The 15,840-nt window shown below is 68.6% G+C and carries 16 protein-coding genes; 5 read left to right on the top strand and 11 right to left on the bottom strand.

Translation table 11 applies throughout. The features are described 5' to 3' along the window. Window positions 1–17: 17 nt before the first annotated feature. Entirely contained in the window at window positions 18–1,262 is a 1,245-nt protein-coding gene (locus NQK81_RS28660) for a DUF445 domain-containing protein (protein WP_257483997.1), read from the bottom strand. A 7-nt stretch (window positions 1,263–1,269) separates the two neighbouring features. Continuing rightward, complete coding sequence (locus tag NQK81_RS28655; protein WP_126730302.1) at window positions 1,270–2,052, bottom strand: Abi-alpha family protein; 783 nt, start codon at window positions 2,050–2,052, stop codon at window positions 1,270–1,272. Window positions 2,053–2,132: 80 nt separating this feature from the next. Here NQK81_RS28655 and NQK81_RS28650 point away from each other — a divergent pair, with 80 nt between their 5' ends. Further along, window positions 2,133–2,984, top strand: coding sequence for a maleylpyruvate isomerase family mycothiol-dependent enzyme (locus tag NQK81_RS28650; RefSeq protein WP_257483996.1), 852 nt, complete (start codon window positions 2,133–2,135; stop codon window positions 2,982–2,984). Here the strand turns inward: NQK81_RS28650 and NQK81_RS28645 are convergent. Further along, complete coding sequence (locus NQK81_RS28645; RefSeq protein ID WP_257483995.1) at window positions 2,965–3,363, bottom strand: pyridoxamine 5'-phosphate oxidase family protein; 399 nt, start codon at window positions 3,361–3,363, stop codon at window positions 2,965–2,967. The genes NQK81_RS28650 and NQK81_RS28645 overlap by 20 nt on opposite strands. Window positions 3,364–3,445: 82 nt before the next feature. Here NQK81_RS28645 and NQK81_RS28640 point away from each other — a divergent pair, with 82 nt between their 5' ends. Further along, entirely contained in the window at window positions 3,446–4,375 is a 930-nt protein-coding gene (locus tag NQK81_RS28640) for an AraC family transcriptional regulator (protein WP_257483994.1), read from the top strand. On the opposite strand, the gene NQK81_RS28635 is transcribed toward NQK81_RS28640, so the two are convergent. Genes NQK81_RS28635 through NQK81_RS28620 form a run of 4 tightly spaced genes read right to left on the bottom strand, consistent with a single transcriptional unit; the run spans window position 4,363 to window position 7,504 of the window. Further along, window positions 4,363–4,719 (bottom strand): LapA family protein, encoded by a 357-nt coding sequence (locus tag NQK81_RS28635; protein ID WP_126730297.1) that lies wholly within the window; start codon window positions 4,717–4,719, stop codon window positions 4,363–4,365. The genes NQK81_RS28640 and NQK81_RS28635 overlap by 13 nt on opposite strands. A gap of 38 nt (window positions 4,720–4,757) precedes the next feature. Continuing rightward, complete coding sequence (locus tag NQK81_RS28630) at window positions 4,758–5,906, bottom strand: dipeptidase (protein ID WP_257483993.1); 1,149 nt, start codon at window positions 5,904–5,906, stop codon at window positions 4,758–4,760. 9 nt (window positions 5,907–5,915) lie between these two features. Next, window positions 5,916–6,548, bottom strand: a complete 633-nt coding sequence (locus NQK81_RS28625; RefSeq protein ID WP_126730294.1) for an alpha/beta hydrolase — start codon at window positions 6,546–6,548, stop codon at window positions 5,916–5,918. Further along, the gene (locus NQK81_RS28620; protein ID WP_257483992.1) at window positions 6,545–7,504 is read right to left on the bottom strand and encodes a ring-cleaving dioxygenase; all 960 of its coding nucleotides are present in this window, start codon (window positions 7,502–7,504) and stop codon (window positions 6,545–6,547) included. Before NQK81_RS28620 ends, NQK81_RS28625 begins: the two co-directional genes overlap by 4 nt. Before the next feature lie 99 nt (window positions 7,505–7,603). Between NQK81_RS28620 and NQK81_RS28615 the strand changes: the two genes are divergently transcribed. Next, window positions 7,604–8,065 carry a MarR family winged helix-turn-helix transcriptional regulator gene (locus NQK81_RS28615; protein WP_185926966.1) on the top strand — a complete coding sequence of 154 codons (462 nt, stop codon included), beginning with the start codon at window positions 7,604–7,606 and terminating at the stop codon, window positions 8,063–8,065. A 12-nt stretch (window positions 8,066–8,077) separates the two neighbouring features. Here NQK81_RS28615 and NQK81_RS28610 read toward each other — a convergent pair whose 3' ends face one another. From NQK81_RS28610 to NQK81_RS28595, 4 genes are read right to left on the bottom strand one after another with little or no spacing between them, the layout of a single operon-like run. Then, window positions 8,078–9,676: a benzoate-CoA ligase family protein gene (locus NQK81_RS28610; protein ID WP_257483991.1), complete on the bottom strand. Its 1,599-nt coding sequence runs from the start codon at window positions 9,674–9,676 to the stop codon at window positions 8,078–8,080. A 17-nt stretch (window positions 9,677–9,693) separates the two neighbouring features. Beyond that, window positions 9,694–11,115, bottom strand: a complete 1,422-nt coding sequence (boxB, locus tag NQK81_RS28605) for a benzoyl-CoA 2,3-epoxidase subunit BoxB (RefSeq protein WP_257483990.1) — start codon at window positions 11,113–11,115, stop codon at window positions 9,694–9,696. A gap of 7 nt (window positions 11,116–11,122) precedes the next feature. Further along, the gene (gene boxC, locus NQK81_RS28600; protein WP_257483989.1) at window positions 11,123–12,715 is read right to left on the bottom strand and encodes a 2,3-epoxybenzoyl-CoA dihydrolase; all 1,593 of its coding nucleotides are present in this window, start codon (window positions 12,713–12,715) and stop codon (window positions 11,123–11,125) included. Window positions 12,716–12,747: 32 nt separating this feature from the next. Further along, the gene (locus NQK81_RS28595; protein ID WP_257483988.1) at window positions 12,748–13,185 is read right to left on the bottom strand and encodes a hypothetical protein; all 438 of its coding nucleotides are present in this window, start codon (window positions 13,183–13,185) and stop codon (window positions 12,748–12,750) included. Window positions 13,186–13,682: 497 nt separating this feature from the next. On the opposite strand from NQK81_RS28595, the gene NQK81_RS28590 reads away from it, so the two are divergent. Further along, complete coding sequence (locus NQK81_RS28590) at window positions 13,683–15,584, top strand: ABC transporter ATP-binding protein (RefSeq protein ID WP_257483987.1); 1,902 nt, start codon at window positions 13,683–13,685, stop codon at window positions 15,582–15,584. Between the two features lie 47 nt (window positions 15,585–15,631). Beyond that, entirely contained in the window at window positions 15,632–15,823 is a 192-nt protein-coding gene (locus NQK81_RS28585; RefSeq protein ID WP_257483986.1) for a hypothetical protein, read from the top strand. Window positions 15,824–15,840 lie beyond the last annotated feature (17 nt).

The raw sequence follows: 15,840 nt of genomic DNA, 5'->3' as shown, positions 1-15,840 counted from the left end.
CCTCTGAATGCGGGGTGTCAGGCGGCGAAGTGCTCCAGCAACAAGACCTGCGCCTCGCCGACGGCGAAACCCAGGACGGCACCGGTCGCGATCAGGATCCATTCGTCCTGCTGGAAAGCCGGCCGCAGCAGACCCTCGAACTCGCGCGGCGACAGCTCCTTCATCTTCGTCACCAGCACGTTCCGGATGTCCATCGCGTCGGTCGCGTAGTCCTCGATGTACCGCATGGTCTCCGGCAGTTTGTCCATGATCTTCTCGGCGATGTTCAGCTTCATGTCCTGATATCGCTTGCTGCCGACCGCGAACACCACGAGCGGTTTCCCGACGCCGACGCGGCGCCCGAGCTGTTCGTCGAGCTGGCGCTGGATCAGCCCGAGCACGCGGTCAGACAGCGGGCCGCGCAGCACCGCTTCGATCACGTTGTGCGGGGTGATGATCTCCTGCGCGATCAGCGCGCCGTACGCCTCCGCGACCTCACCGCGCCGTTTCAGGAACAGGCCCTGCCAGCGCACGCCGAAGTACCGGCGTTCCTCGATCGGGTAGAAGATCATCCGCAGCGCGAGCCAGTCGGTGAACCAGCCGGTGAAGAGCCCGAACAGCGGCATGATCAGCGGGAACTTGAACAGCACCCACGCCACCATCTGGATGATCCCGATGAGCCCGCCGAAGAAGATGCCGGAGCGGGCGATGAACTTGAACTCCTTGTCGCCCGCCTCCTGGAAGATCCGGTTCAGCAGCCGTTTGTCCTTGACCAGTGCGGTGACCACCATGCCCTTGAGGTCGAACACACTGTCCACATCGGACTTGATCAGCTCCAGGACGGCCGCGACCATCCGCGGCGTCTCGGCCTGGACACGCTGGATCACCAGCCGCTGCATGCCCACCGGCAGGGATTCCCAAAGCCCCGGCTGGTAGTGGGCGGCGACGTCGCGCACGATGTCCTCGACGGCCGCCTGGAGCGGTTTTTCGATCTCCTTGGCGATTCTCTGCGGATCGAGCCGGGCGACGACCTCCGCCGGTTTGATCAGCTGCTCGGTCATCGTGTCGCAGGCGATGCTCGCCATCCGGGCGGCACGTTTGGGCACGATGCCCTGCCAGCCGAGGAAGGGTTTGACACCGACGAACTCGACCGGCTGGAACATCATCCGGATCGCGACGAGTTTGGTGGTGTAGCCGATCAGGGCGGCGACGATCGGGATGGAGACGTAGATCGGCCAGTGCTCGCCGAAATCGGCGAGGATCCCGTCGAGGAACGCACCCATGCCGAAGTCAGCCGGCGCTCGGGTCGCAGGCCTGCCAGAACTGGGCGCCGAGGCGGGAAATATGGACCGTGCGCTTCACGAACTTCGCCCGTTTGACCGACTTCTCCGCCTCGCGGACGGTCTCGTCGGTCAACAGGATCTCGTACTGCGTCTCCAGCGCGGGCACCTCTTCGTCCAGCTCGACCAGGCCGAGCCCGATCAGCCTGGTGAGGTAGCCGGGCACCTGGTCCGGCAGCGACACCCCGGCGGCCTTGCCGACGGTGGAGGCGTTGCGGAGCACGAACCGCCCGGCCGCACCGAGGCTGGTCCGCTCGGCGACGTCGACGGCCGGGAACGGCGAGCCGTCGGAGAGCGCGGAGAGGATACGGGCCTCGTCCGGCGTGAGCTGCCGCAGGATGATCGCGTAGAGGTACTCGCGGGCCCGCTCGCGGCCGAAGCCGATGGAGTGGTTCAGGAGCTCCGCCATCGCGGCGCGGAGCGGTTCGAGCTGAGCGCGGGTGTGCACAAGGGTGACGGTCGCCTCGACCGGCCGCGAACCGTTGGTGTCGGGGCGGTTCATCGCGGACGCGGCGGTGAGCGCGGCGTGGTACGGGTCGTCGACCTCGTCGAGGCGGCGGCGCAGCTCCGAAAGCAGCTGCCGCTCGCCCTGTTTGACGATCTGTTCGGCGATCTCGACGCCGGGGAGTTTGCGGGTGAACTCGAAGCCCGTGCGCGCGGCCCAGCCCGCCAGCTGTCCCGCTCGTTTGGCGAAAGCGGCCAGGTCTTCACCGGCGGGTCGATCGTTGCTCACGGGCACTCCCCTCGCGTTCGCGCTGATGCTACCTGCGAGTAGGCCGAATGGCCGAAAATGTGATGGACCTGGGTGTTTGGATGGTGACCATGAGCTTCACGCGCTGGGGTCCGCCGATCGACGTCCTCCCGCTGTTCGCACGGGAGGAGCAAGCCCTGCTCGACGTGCTGACGGGACTCGACGCGGATCAGTGGGCCGCGCCGACGGTGTGCACGGGCTGGACGGTGCACGATCTGGCCGCCCACATCCTCGGCGACAAACTCGGCAGGCTGTCCCGCGACCGTGACGACTACCGGACGACGGCACCGCGCGAGGGCGAACGCTTCGGCGACTTCATCGACCGGATCAACGACGAATGGGTCGTCGCGTGCCGCCGGCTGTCCCCCGAGGTGCTGTTCGCGATGCTGGTGGACAGCACCTCGCAGATCGCCCAGATGTTCGGTCGCGCCGACCTCGACGCCCTCGGCGAACCGGTGAGCTGGGCCGGGGACGAACCCGCGCCGGTCTGGCTCGACGTCGCCCGCGAGTACACCGAGTTCTGGGTGCACCAGCAGCAGATCCGCGAGGCCGTGGGCGCGCGGATGCTGGACGAGGCGGAGTTCCGCGGCCCGGTGGTCGACACCTTCATGCGGGCGATGCCGCACACCCTGCGTGACATCGACGCCCGGGTCGGCAGGCAGGTCGCCTACACCGTCACCGGTCAGGGTGGCGGGAAGTGGACGGCGCGGCGGAGCGCCGACGGCTGGGAACTCGACCGGGCCGCGCCGACGTCACGCGCGCCGCTGGCCTCGGTGACGACGGACGCGGACACCTTCTGGCGGCTGTGCACCCGGAATCCGGCGGACCGCGGCCGGGTCACCGCCGAGGGTGACGAAAACGTTTGCGCCGCCCTGCTCGGGATGACGTCGATCATCACATCGAGTAACGGCTGACCTTCTCCGGCCGGATGACGAGCCGCACGAGATCGAGGCTCTGGATCCCGGCGAGCTCGCCCGCGTGGGCGGGGTCGTCGAGGTCCCAGTAACGCGCGCCGAGTCGTGCGGCCAGTTCGTGCGCCCCGTCGGGCTCGACCGTGGCGCCGCCGGAGACGGAGACCCAGCGCTCGCGTTCGCCCACCGGCGCGGCCACGATGATCGACGCGCGGGGGTCGTCCTTCAGCCGCCGCACTTTGGGTGACTCGCGAGGCGTGAAGAGCTGGATCGTGCCGTCGTCGGCGGCCTCGAACCACACCGGCCGGACCGGGCCGTCGGCCACGGCCAGGAACCCGTGCAGCGGCCTGCGGAGGAATTCGAGGTCGTCAGAAGTCAGCATGAGCTCGATTCAACACGGTGGATTCGGACGATCCCATAGGTGAAAGACCGGATCGCCTGTGTATTCGTCTAACCTCGGCCGGGTGGACGTGTTCAGTGACCTGATCCGCGGGGTGCGCTCCCACGGTTCGTTGTTCGGCAGTTCGACCCTGTCCCCGCCATGGAATCTGCACTTCGTGGACGGCGCGCCGCTGACCCTGTGCGCGGTGCTCACCGGCGCGGGCTGGATCGTCCCGGAGGACGGCCCGCCCGAGCCGCTTCGCGCGGGCGAGTCGGTCATCGTGCGCGGCCCCGCGACGTTCGCCTTCGTCGACGCGGTCGGCACCCCGGCCGAGCCGATCGCGTGCGGCGAGGACTGCGCGACGCCCGAGCAGGGCGGGACCCGGCACCGGCTGGGCTGGGTCGACGACCCGGGCGGCGAGACGACTCTGATCGTCGGCGCGTACCCGGTGCGCGGCGAGATCGGCCGCCCGCTGCTGGACGCGCTGCCCGTCGTGCTGCGCGTGGACTCCGGGGGCGCTGGCGACCCCGTGCTGGAGCACCTCGCCGCGGAGGTCGCCGTCGACGCGCCGGGGCAGCAGGTGGTTCTCGACCGGCTGCTGGACTGGCTGCTGGTCTGCTCCCTGCGCGAGTGGTTCGAGCGGCCGGGCGGCGAGCCCCCGGCTTGGTGGGCGGCGCAGCGGGATCCCGTGGTCGGCGACGCCCTGCGTTTGCTGCACGCGGAACCGGCGGCACCGTGGACCGTCGGCACGCTGGCCGGGCGGACCGGGGTGTCGCGGTCGACGCTGGCCAAACGGTTCGCCGACCTGGTCGGCGAACCGCCGCTGACCTACCTCACCCGCTGGCGGATGACCCTCGCGGCGGATCTACTCGCCGGTCCGGAGCCCGCGACCATCTCCGACATCGCCCGCACCGTCGGCTATTCCGACGCGTTCGGGTTCAGCGCTGCGTTCAAACGCGTGCGGGGCGTCAACCCGAGCGAGTTCCGGCGCGGGGTCCCTCAGCGCAGCTGATGCCGCGACTTCTTGGCCTGCTTGCGCAACTGCAGGATCCGGGCCCCGCCGACGAGCGCGACCAGCGCGCCACCGGCGATCACGGAGAACAGCATCGCGACCGCCAGCGGCATGCTTCCGGACATGCCCAGGAAGTGCACGGTGGCCGTGTCCTGGTTCTGCAGGATGAACACGAGCAGGAACACCAGCACGATCAACGCCACGATGACGGCGATCCAGGTGCCGCTCACCCGCGTCCGTTTGAGCTTCGGGCCGGCCTCGAATTTACCGCTGTGGCGTGCGCCGCCCGCGGTGTCGGACGGCGTGACGGGAACCTGGGCGGCGCCCTCCTCCGGCTGCGTCATGCTGGACAGTGTCCGCCGAAGCGGGCTTGATCGCGCTCTCAAGCGTCCGAACGGGTGACCTCGTCCGCCGCGCGCAGCACGCGCAAGGTGTTCTTCCCTGCCAGCTTCGCGCAGTCCTCTTCGCTCCAGCCGCGTTCCAGAAGGGCCGCGAAGAGCACCGGGTACTTGGAGACGTCTTCGAGGCCTTCGGGCAGCGTCGCGACTCCGTCGTAGTCGCCGCCGAGTCCGATGTGGTCGACTCCGGCCACTTCGCGCGCGTGCTCGATGTGCGCGACGACGTCGTCGATGCCCGCCTTCGGCTTCTCGGGGCCGCCTCGTTCGGCGGTGAACTTCGTGCGCTGGTCGATGTTGCGGTAGTCCTTGCCCGCGGCTTCCATGTCCTGGCGCAGCTGGTCGTCCCACTCGGCGACCTTCGGCGAGATGAAGCCCGGCACGAACGTCACCATCGCGACGCCGTCCTTGGCCGCCAACGTCTCCAGGACGTCGTCGGGGATGTTGCGGGGATGGTCGTTGACCGCGGTGCAGGAGGAGTGGCTGAAGATCACCGGCGCGGAGCTGACCTCCAGCGCGGCCCGCATCGTGCTCGGCGCGACGTGCGAGAGGTCGACGAGCATGCCGATCTTGTTCATCTCGCGGACGACGTCGCGGCCGAATTCGGTCAGCCCGCCGTGCTCGGGTTCGTCGGTGCCGGAGTCGGCCCAGGTGGTGTTGTAGTTGTGCGTCAGCGTCATGTAGCGGACGCCGAGGCGACGCAGGATCCTCAGCACGCCAAGGGATTCGGCGATGCTGTGGCCGCCCTCGGCGCCGAGCAGCGACGCGATCCTGCCGTCGCGGAAAGCGCTTTCCGCCTCGTCGGCCGTGTCCACGAGGGTCAGGCGATCGGGGTAGCGTTCGGCCATCTGGTGCACGATCTCGATCTGTTCGAGCACCGCCGTCACCGCGCTGTGGCCCTCGAACTGGCAGGGCACGTAGACGGACCAGAACTGCATCCCGAGCCTGCCTTCGGCGAGCTTCGGGAAGTCGGTGTGCAGGTGCGGCTGACGGATCGTGAGATCCGTGCCGGCCACGGCCTCGACCGGATCCGGCCCGGTCGTGACCCGCAGCTCCCATGGCAGATCGTTGTGCCCGTCCGCGAGGAGGACCCTGTCGAGCAGAGCCTGGGCGCGGACGAGGTCCCCGTTAGTCATCGGCCGATGCTACGTTCGCGTGCTTTGCTCTCCCCGCCATGGGTTGAGCCACCCCGCGGCCGCTACCAAACCGTTGCCGGTGACCTGGTGCCCGCCGGGATGCCGGTGGGCGACGACGTCCGCGCCGCGCTCGCGCAGGTCACGGACGAGCGTGTCCGCCGAAGCCAGCGGCGCCATCGGATCGTGCTCGCCGTTCGACAGGAAGACCCTGGTCCCGGACAGGTCATTCGGCGGCGGGCCGGGCACAGGAGACATCGCCGCGAACAGCGCCGCCTCCTTGACGGCGTCCGGGCGCAGCAGGGACACCGCGGCGGCGATGTTGGCGCCGTTGGAGAACCCGATGGCGACCAGCCGCCGGTCACCGAGGCCGTACTCCGCCCGCGAGGCGAGCACGAAATCGGCCAGCTGGTTCGCCCGGAAGACGACGTCCTCGTGGTCGAAGACGCCTTCCGCCAGCCTGCGGAACCACCGTGCCGCACCGTGTTCCGACACCGGCCCGGCGGGCGCGAGCAGCGCCGACGCGGGGCTCAGCTGCCTGGCGAGCGGCACGAGATCGTCCGGGCCGCCGCCGGTGCCGTGCAGGAGCAGCAGCACCGGCTCGTCGTCCGCCCCTTCGACGTACTTGTGCTCCAAGGTGCTCATCGCGGGTTGTTCTCGCTCGGCAGGTCCAGCTTCGGCAGCATGGCCTCGATGTCCTCGCGTTTGGGCTCCAGCCACGGCGGCAGCTTCAGCGCGCGGCCGAGCTCCAGCAGCGGCTCGTCGATCGCGAAACCGGGTTCGTCGGTGGCGACCTCGAGCAGCGTGCCGCCCGGCTCGCGGAAGTAGATCGAGCGGAAGTACTGACGGTCCAAAATGGACGTCACGTTCACGCCGTCGTCGATCAGCTCGTCGCGCCAGGCTGCCTGGGTGTCCTCGTCCGGCGCGCGCCAGGCGACGTGGTGCACGGTGCCCGCCGCCACCAGCCCGCGCGGGGCGTCCGGTGTGACGAGGACGTCGACGAGCGCACCGGGGCCGCCCTCACCGGCGGAGAACCGCAGGCGGTTGCCGTCCTGGTGGACGAAGGTCAGGCCGAGGCCGTCGGTCAGCATCCCGGCGGTCGCGTCCTCTTTGGACACCGAGAGCGTGACGGAGTGCAGCCCGCGGATCGCGTGCTCGGCGGGGACCAGCTTCGTGTCCCACGGGTCACGCGGGTCGCCCTGCGGATGCGCGACGAGCGCGAGTTCGAGGCCGTCCGGGTCGAGGAAGGTGAGCGTCTCCTCGCCGTCGGCGTTGCGGATCTGGCTGGTCTCGACGCGATTCTCGGCGAGGTGCTGCTTCCACCAGCCGAGGGAGGACTCCGGCACGGAGAACGACGTGGTGGTCGCCTGGCCCGTGCCGTGACGGCCCTTCGGCGCGTCCCGCCACGGGAAGAACGTCATGAGCGAGCCGGGCTTGCCGGACTCGTCGCCGTAGTAGAGGTGGTACGTGCCGGGGTCGTCGAAGTTCACGGTGGTCTTCACCAGCCGCAGGCCGAGTGCCCGGGTGTAGAAGTCCGCGTTGCGCTGGGGGTCGCCACCGATGGCGGTGACGTGGTGCAGGCCCGAAGTCTTGATCGACATGGTGCCCCTCCTCTGGGAGCCGGTGAACTCAAGCTAGCCCGATAACCTCTCGCGCGCAAGATATATTCCAGAAAGAGTTCTTGGTGTACCCTCGCTCGCGTGACAGTGGCGAAACCGGAGGAACCGGACGACGACGAAGTGGTCACGTGGTGGGGCCTGGTGATCGAGGGCTACCTGGCCACCCAGAACAAGCTGATGGGCGAGATCGCCGAACGGTTCGGCCTCGCGCCGGCGTCGTTCGACATCCTGCTGCGGCTCGTGCGGTCGCCGGAGCACCGGATGCCGATGACGCGGCTGGCCGTCGAGGCGGCGCTGTCGAGCGGCGGGTTCACCAAGGTCGCGGACCGGCTGGTCGCCGCGGACCTGATCTGCCGCGTGCCCAGCCCGGACGACCGCCGGGTCACGTTCGCGGCGCTCACCGACCACGGTCTCGACGTCGCCGAGAAGGCGAGGGAAGCGTGTGCCGAGATCCTGCGGCGCATCGTCCTGACCCCGCTCGGGGACGGCGCGCACGACCTGGCCGAGGCCATGCGGACGCTGCGCACCGTCAACGGCGCTTGACACCTACCGCGTTCAGAGGACCAAATGCGGCGGGGCGGGGGCCTGGACCTCGTACATGTCCCGCACCAGTTCCCGGATGACGTTGCGGCGGATCTTCCCGGTCGCCGTCTTCGGCAGTTCGCCCAGCTCGACGATGCTTCGCGGCCGTTTGAACGACGCCAGCCCGGCCCGGCAGAACTCGATCAGCTCGTCCGCGTCCAGCCTGCCGCCGGGCACGCCGACCACGCACGCGACCGGTTTCTCGATACCGTCGGCGTCGAAGGCGGCCACCACCGCGACCTCGGCGACCGCCGGATGTTGCAGCAGCCTGTCCTCGACCTCGGCGGGCGACACCCAGATCCCGCCCGGTTTCAGCATGTCGTTGAAGCGGCCGAGACAGGTGTAGCTCCCGTCGGCGTTGCGCACGAAGCTGTCGCCGGTCCGCAGCCATTCACCCTGGAAGACGTGCTTCGTCGTCTCGTACCGCGCCCAGTACCCCGTCGCGATCGACGGCCCGGCGACGAACAGTTCGCCGGGCTGCCCGTCCGGCACCGGCCCGCCCTGTTCGTCGCGCAGCGCGATCTCGTAGCCGGGCACCGGCACCCCGGTGCTGCCGGGACGGACCTGCCGCGGCCGGTTGGTCAGGAAGATGTGCAACGCCTCGGTCGAGCCGATCCCGTCCAGGATCTCGACGCCGAAGCGGTCGCGGAACCGTTCGTACAGCACCGCTGGCAGCGGCTCGCCCGCCGAAACCGCTTGGCGCACCGAGGAGAACGTGTCGTCGGGGATGTCGCTGGCGAGCAGCGCGGCGTAGAACGTCGGGACGGCGAAGAACAACGTCGGCCGCTCCGCGCGGACCCTGGCGGCGATCAGCCCCGGGGTCGGCCGCGCCGGTTCGAGCAGGGTCGTCCCGCCCGCCGCGAGCGGGAAGAACGCCGAATTCCCCAAGCCGTAAGCGAAGAACAGCTTCGGGACGGACAGGAACCGGTCGTTCGGCCCGATGTCCAGCACGCCGCGCGCATACGTTTCACAGACCGCGCGGATGCTCGCGTGCCGGTGCATCGCGCCCTTCGGCTTGCCCGTCGTTCCCGACGTGTACAGCCAGAGCGCGGGCGAATCCTCCCAGGTCTGCGCCGGCCGGAAACCGGCTTCGTCCACTGTGGACAGATCACCCCACTCGTGCGCGCGGACCCCGGGCGGCAGTTCGGCCACCTTGGCCCTGTCCAGCACGACGTCGGTGACCTCGGGCGCCAGCCCCAGCGCGACTGTCGCCTGCGCGGCGAACTCGCCCGAAACACACAGCACCCTCGCCCGCGAATCGGCGAGCAGCTTGCCGAGATCCAGGCCGGTGACCATGGTGGACACCGGCACCGCGACCGCTCCGGCCAGCATCGCGCCGAGGATCCCGGTGAGCAGCTCGACGTCGTCGACCATGCAGAACAGGACCCGTTCCTCCGGGCGGACGCCGATCGCCTTCAGCCCCGCCGCGACCCGGCGGCTTTCGGCCGTCAGCTCCGCGTACGTGAGGCTCCGCCGCGGGGAAACGACGGCGTCCTTCGCCCCGTGCCCTTCCGCCAGATGCCGGTCGAGCAGGTAGCTCGCCGCGTTGAACCCGGTAGCAGCAGCGGTCACGGGCGCACCTCTATCGCTCAGCTCAGGTAAACGTATTCGTAGTCGAACGGTTTCCCATTGATGCCCTGGCGTGGCGGCGCCACCCAGCTCGCGATCTTTCCTCGCTCGTACACCGGGTGCATCAGCGATCGGACGAAGGACAGGTCTTCGGGAGTGGGCAGCCACTTGCGTTTGCCGGCCAGCCAGGTCCGCTCGTCGACAACGGTGCCGTCGGGCGTCACATGGTGGCCGGAGTTTATGCCGACTTCGCGATTGAATCCAGGGTGCGGGAGGACGAATCGGAAGTCGACGCCCGCCTCCTCCAGGATCTTGTTCCAGCGGTTGACGCCGGTCTGGCAGTCGGCGCGGTACTCCTCGCGCAGGTCGAGGTTCAGCAGCAGGATGGCCGCGAGTTCCTCGGTCTCCCAGGTGCCGTCGGCCCTGGGGCGGGACAGCGATCCGGCGGCGTCGGTGAGCTTGTGGTCGTCCTTGCGGCGGGCCTCCTGCCAGCGGCCCTTCAGCCCGGCGGTGTAGTAGTTCGCCGCGTTGGTCGACGTCTCGCCGCCGAACAGGTCGAGCGAGACGGTGTAGTGGAAGTTGAGGTAACGCTGGATGACGTCCAGCGGGATCCCGCCGTGCCCGGCGATGTCGAAGGTGTCGTGCTCGCGGATCAGCTCGGCACTGCGGGTGACCACCCGGTCGACCCCCGTGGTGCCGACGAACATGTGGTGCGCCTCTTCCTTGAGCATGAATTCACAAGTGCGGGAAAGCGGGTCGAAGCCGCTTTCCTTGAGGGTGCCGAGCTGGTATTTGCCATCGCGATCGGTGAAATAGGTGAACATGTAGAACGCGAGCCAATCCGCGGTCTCCTCGTTGAAGGCACCGAGGATCCGGGGCGCGTCCGGGCTTCCGGAGTTCCGGAGCAGCAGTCCTTCCGCTTCGTCCCGGCCTTCGCGGCCGAAGTAGGCGTGCAGCAGATACACCATCGCCCACAGATGGCGGCCTTCTTCGACGTTGACCTGGAAGAGGTTCCGCAGGTCGTAGAGGCTCGGCGCGGTGAGGCCGAGCAGTTTCTGCTGTTCGACCGACGCCGGTTCGGTGTCGCCCTGGATCACGATGAGCCGTTGCAGGTCGGCGCGGTATTCGCCGGGCACCTGCTGCCAGGCGGGCTCACCCTTGTGCTCGCCGAAGCCGATCACCCGGTCCGGGTCCGGCTCCGCGAGGAAGATCCCCCACCGGTAGTCGGGCACGTCGACGTGGTCGAAATGCGCCCAGCCGTCCCGGCCGACGCTGACCGCGGTGCGCAGGTAGACCCCTTGCGTCCGCAGCGCGGGGCCCATTTCACCCCACCAGTCCAGGAATTTCGGCTGCCAGCCCTCCAGCGCCCGCTGGAGGCGCCGATCGCCGGAGAGGTCGACGTTGTTGGGGATCTTGGCGTCGTAATCGATCTTGGTGGGCATGAGCTGTTCAAACCCGCTTCCTGTCGAAGACGGCCTTCTGACCGGTACCGTAGCGACGCAGCGCCCCCTCGGGGCCCGATGCGTTCGGACGAGTGAAGATCCAGTTCTGCCAGGCGGCGAGCCTGCCGAAGATCTTGCTTTCCAGTGTCTCGGGGCCGACGAACCGGTGGTTCGCCTCCATTCCGGTCAAGGCGTCCGGGCTGAGCGAAGCCCGTCCTTCCAGCGCGATTCGGATCTCGTCCTCCCAGTCGAGGTCGTCCGGGGCGTCGGTGACCAAGCCGAGTCCGTTCGCCTCCGCCGGGCTCAGCGGCTTGCCGCGGACCTCCGCGAGCCTCGTGACGTGATCCGGGTCGCCGAAGAAGCGGGATTCTAGGCGGGTCAGGCCGTTGCCCATCGGGAAGCGGCCGAAATTGGCCTCGGACAACGTGATCGACGCACGTTCTTCACTGTCTTCGTCGTCGATCGGCGGACCGTCCAAGATGTACTGCCGGTCCGCGGCGAGCGCGAGTTCCAGCAGGAGCCCGGCATAGCAGCTGCCAGGCTCGATGAGCGCGATCAAGCTGCGGCTGGTGACGTCCAGCCGCTTCAGCGTCCGTTTGAAGTAGTGGACGATTTCGTTGCTCAGACAGTCTTTCGCGTCGAACACGGCGCGTTCGTGATCGAGGACCTTCGCCGGATCGCCTTCGGTGCGGAGCACCCACGTGCCGAGCTCGGGTTCGTTGGTGCGCAGGCGAAGGATCGCGTCGTCCAGTTCACGGGTGACGTCCAGCAGCCAGCCGTCGTCGTCCTCCGGCCCCTTGACGGTGATCGTCGCCTCGGACTTGCCGCGGGCGATGTCGACATAGCGATGCGTCAGTGGCTTCAGTTCGACGCCTTCGCCGTCGAGCCGCTCACTCGTCCGCGCGAACTCCTTCGCCCTGGCCAGCACCGCTTCGCGGAAACCCTGCCGCGGCACGAGTTCGTCGACGAGCCGCCAGTCGACCGCGGTCCGCCCCTTCACCCCGTCGGGGCGGGTGGCGAAGACGTCGGCGAGGTCCCGCCGCACGCCGCGTTTGTCCACCACCCTGGTGAGCCCGCCGGTGCCGGGGAGGACCCCGAGGAGCGGCACCTCCGGCAGCGCGACGGTCGAGGAGTTGTCGTCGACCAGCAGGATCTTTTCGCAGGCGAGCGCGATCTCGTAGCCGCCGCCGGCGCAGGTGCCGTTGACCGCCGCGACGTAGATCTGCCCGGAGTGCGCGGTGGCGTCCTCCATGGCGTTGCGGGTCTCATTGGTGAATTTGCAGAAGTTCACCTTCCACTCGTGCGACGACGAGGCCAGCATGCGGATGTTCGCGCCGGCACAGAAGACGTTGTCCTTCGCGCTGGTCATGACGACCACACGGACCTCGGGATGTTCGAACCGCAGCCGCTGCGTCGCGTCGTACAACTCGATGTCGACGCCGAGGTCGTACGAGTTGAGCTTGAGCTCGTAACCCGGCACGAGCCCGCCGTCCGCGTCGACGTCGAGTTCGAGCCACGCGATGTCGCCGTCGGTGGACAGGTTCCAGTGCCGGTAGCCGCTGGGATGACGTTCGAACGTCACCGATGTGGTCCGCGTCACTCTTTCGATTGTCTACACGGCACTGATCAGCGTCAATGTTGTGTAGAAAGTTGGTCAGCCGAGGTCACCCGGTTGAGCTTCGTCGCCGCCCAGACCACGAACGCCCACAGCAGGAGCGCGGCCGCCGTGTCGGTGTAGATCGTGGCGAACCAGAAGGCCGGGATCTGCGGCACGGCGACCAGGAAGTGGCCGAGGCTCGCGAGGCCGGACAGCGAATAGACCATCAGGAAGGCGAGCGCCCGCCAGTACCGTCCGCGCAGGTAGTCGCGGTAGCCGAGCACGCCGAAGACGGTGAAGAGGACGTACGCGACGACGACCAAGGTGGCGGCCATGCCCACCGAGACCCCTTCGACCTGCGGATAGTCCGCGGCCCGGATCACGTTGTGCGCGTAGTGCAGCGTGGTGGACAGCACCGTGAAGGCGAGGATCAGCCGTAACGCGGTGAGCCCCCGGTCTTGAAGAGTTTCCATGTTCGCCCCCTTGCGACTTGATAGATCGCTCTAGCGAGAGCGTAGCCCATCGTGGGCGAGAGATGAAGGGACCTTTGGTCCTGCTCGCGTCGGCCGACCGTGTGGATTTCAGTGCGTTGGACGACCTGAAACCCACACAGTCACCCGAGGGAGCAAGGGACCTTTGCTACCGCGGAGCGAGACAGGAGGGTGTGTGGAAATAGAGACATTGAGCATCCCTAATTCCACACACCCCTTACCCCGCGTAACCACCATGACCGACAGTGAGGACTTATGGACGTCAGACGTCCCGAAACCCACACAGTCACCCGAGGAGCAAGGGACCTTTGCTACCACCCGCGCCCGGCGTCGCCCGAGCACAGGTTGCGAAAGCCACTTTCGCAACGCTGAAGGTTGCGAAAGTGGCTTTCGCAACGCGCTCCGCGACCGAGGCGCGGTGACGCATCAGGAAGCACACCGCCTCAAAAATGTCGGTGGGTGCGCGTAGAGAAGGAGGAGTGCCCGAAGCGACCGTGCCCCTGATCGGGGTCGAGAACCTCAAGATGCCCGAATGGGCCACGGTCGACGAGACCGTGGCCTCGGCGGGGATGGTCAAGGCCATCCGCACGCTCCCGTCCGCCGTGGCCATCGTGCTGCGGCTGGCCTGGCGGACGTCGCCGCGGCTGACCCTGCTCGCCGGCGTCGTCCACCTCCTTTCCGGCTGTGTCACGGCGTTCGGCCTGCTGGCCACGGCGAACGTGTTCATCGCGCTGCTGGAGAACGGGCCGACGCCGGAGAGGGTGCTGCAATCGCTGCCCGCGCTGCTGATCGTCGTCGGCACGTACGCCTTGCGCGCGCTGCTCGACACGGCGGTGGCCGCGGTCGAGGGCGCGCTGCGGCCGCGGGTCGTGACGTCGGCGGGCGACGAGGTCACCGCCGCGATGGTCCGCGTCCGGCTGCTGGCCTTCGAGGACGCGGATTTCCGGGAGCTGGCGCGGCAGGGTGCTCGGTACGGGGTCCGGTCGATCGAGATGAGCCTCCGCTGGCTCGCGGATCTCACGTCGGCGCTGATCTCGCTGGTCGCCGCGCTGGTGGCGGCGGGCCTGCTCAACCCGTGGCTCGCGCCGGTACTGCTGCTCGCGGCGGTGGCCGACGGCTGGGCGGCGGCGAAGGTCGCGAAGCTGAACTACCGGCACTATCTCGACACCGTCGGCCGCAACATCCGGAAGGGGATCGTCGAGGAGGTCGCGACATGGCGGGAATTCGCCCTCGAACGGCACGCCCTGACGCTCCAAGAGCCGTTGCTCGCGGAGTACCGGCGGATCACCGACAGCCTGATGCGTGAAGAGGTCCGGCTCGCGCATCGCAGCAACATGGTCCGCCTCACCGGGCGCGCGGCGGCCGGGGTCGGCACCGCGATCGCGTATCTCGTGCTCGGTCTCCTGCTCTACACCGGCCAGATGGAGCTCGCCCTCGCCGGGACGGCCGCGCTCGCCATGCGAACGTCGTCGAATTCGCTGTCCATCACGATGCACGCGGTGAACTCCCTGTACGAGGAGTCGTTCTACATCGCCTTCTTCCACCGGCTGCTGGTGGAATCCGGGAAACGCGGCCCGGTGAAGGGCGGGGTCGCCGCCCCGCCGGATCCGGCGGAGATCCGGCTGGAGAACGTCGGCTTCACCTATCCCGGCCAGGAGAACCCCGCGCTGCGCGAGGTTTCGCTGACCATCCGGCGCGGCGAGGTGGTCGCCCTCGTCGGGGAGAACGGCTCGGGCAAGACCACGCTGGGCAAGCTGCTCACCGGGCTCTATCCGCCTTCGGAGGGAAAGGTGTACTGGGACGACGTCGATCTCGCGGGTGCCGATCACGAGTCGGTGCACGCCAACATCGCCGTCATCGCCCAGGATCCCGCCGAATGGCCGATGACCGCGGAGCACAACGTGACCGTCGGCAGGCTCGGCCGGGAAGACCCGGAGCGCGCCGCGTGGCACGACGCGATCACCTCCTCCGGCGCCGACGAAGTGATCGATTCCTTGCCCGCCAGGGAGAAGACCGTGCTGTCCAAGAAGTTCGACGACGGGCAGGACCTTTCGGGCGGGCAGTGGCAGCGGATGGGCATCGCCCGCGGGATCTACCGTGACGCCGCCGTCCTGGTCGCCGACGAGCCGACGGCCGCGCTCGACGCGAAGGCCGAGGCCCGGGTCTTCGCGGGGCTGAGGCACGCGAGCACTTCCGGGGCGGGCAGGCGCACGACGATCCTGGTGACCCATCGGCTGGCCAACATCCGCTCCGCGGACCGGATCCTCGTGCTGGACAAGGGACGGTTGATCGAGCAGGGCACGCACGCCGAGCTCATCGGGGAAGGAGGCCTCTACCACGAGCTTTACGAAATCCAGGCTCGCGCGTATCGCGGCGAATGAGCGGGTAACCGGTGGACGGGAACGACCCCGATCCACCGGAGGGAACCATGTCCGACCAGGAAGATCGCGAAGCGGCCGACGGCCCGAGCCCGGCCGACGCGTCCGAAGAGGCCGTCCAGCTCAGCAGGCCCGACGGCGGAGAACCGGGCGACACCGAGCAGGAAGAGATCGCCGAGGACGAGGGCACGCAGCGGACCGCCGGGCCGGAAAGCCAAGCCGTCCACATCGAGGACGCGTAGCTCTTTTCGACTTGGGC

This window comes from Amycolatopsis roodepoortensis (assembly GCF_024628825.1).
GTDB classification, from domain to species: Bacteria; Actinomycetota; Actinomycetes; order Mycobacteriales; family Pseudonocardiaceae; genus Amycolatopsis; species Amycolatopsis roodepoortensis.
This window is presented reverse-complemented; position numbering and strand designations above follow the sequence as displayed.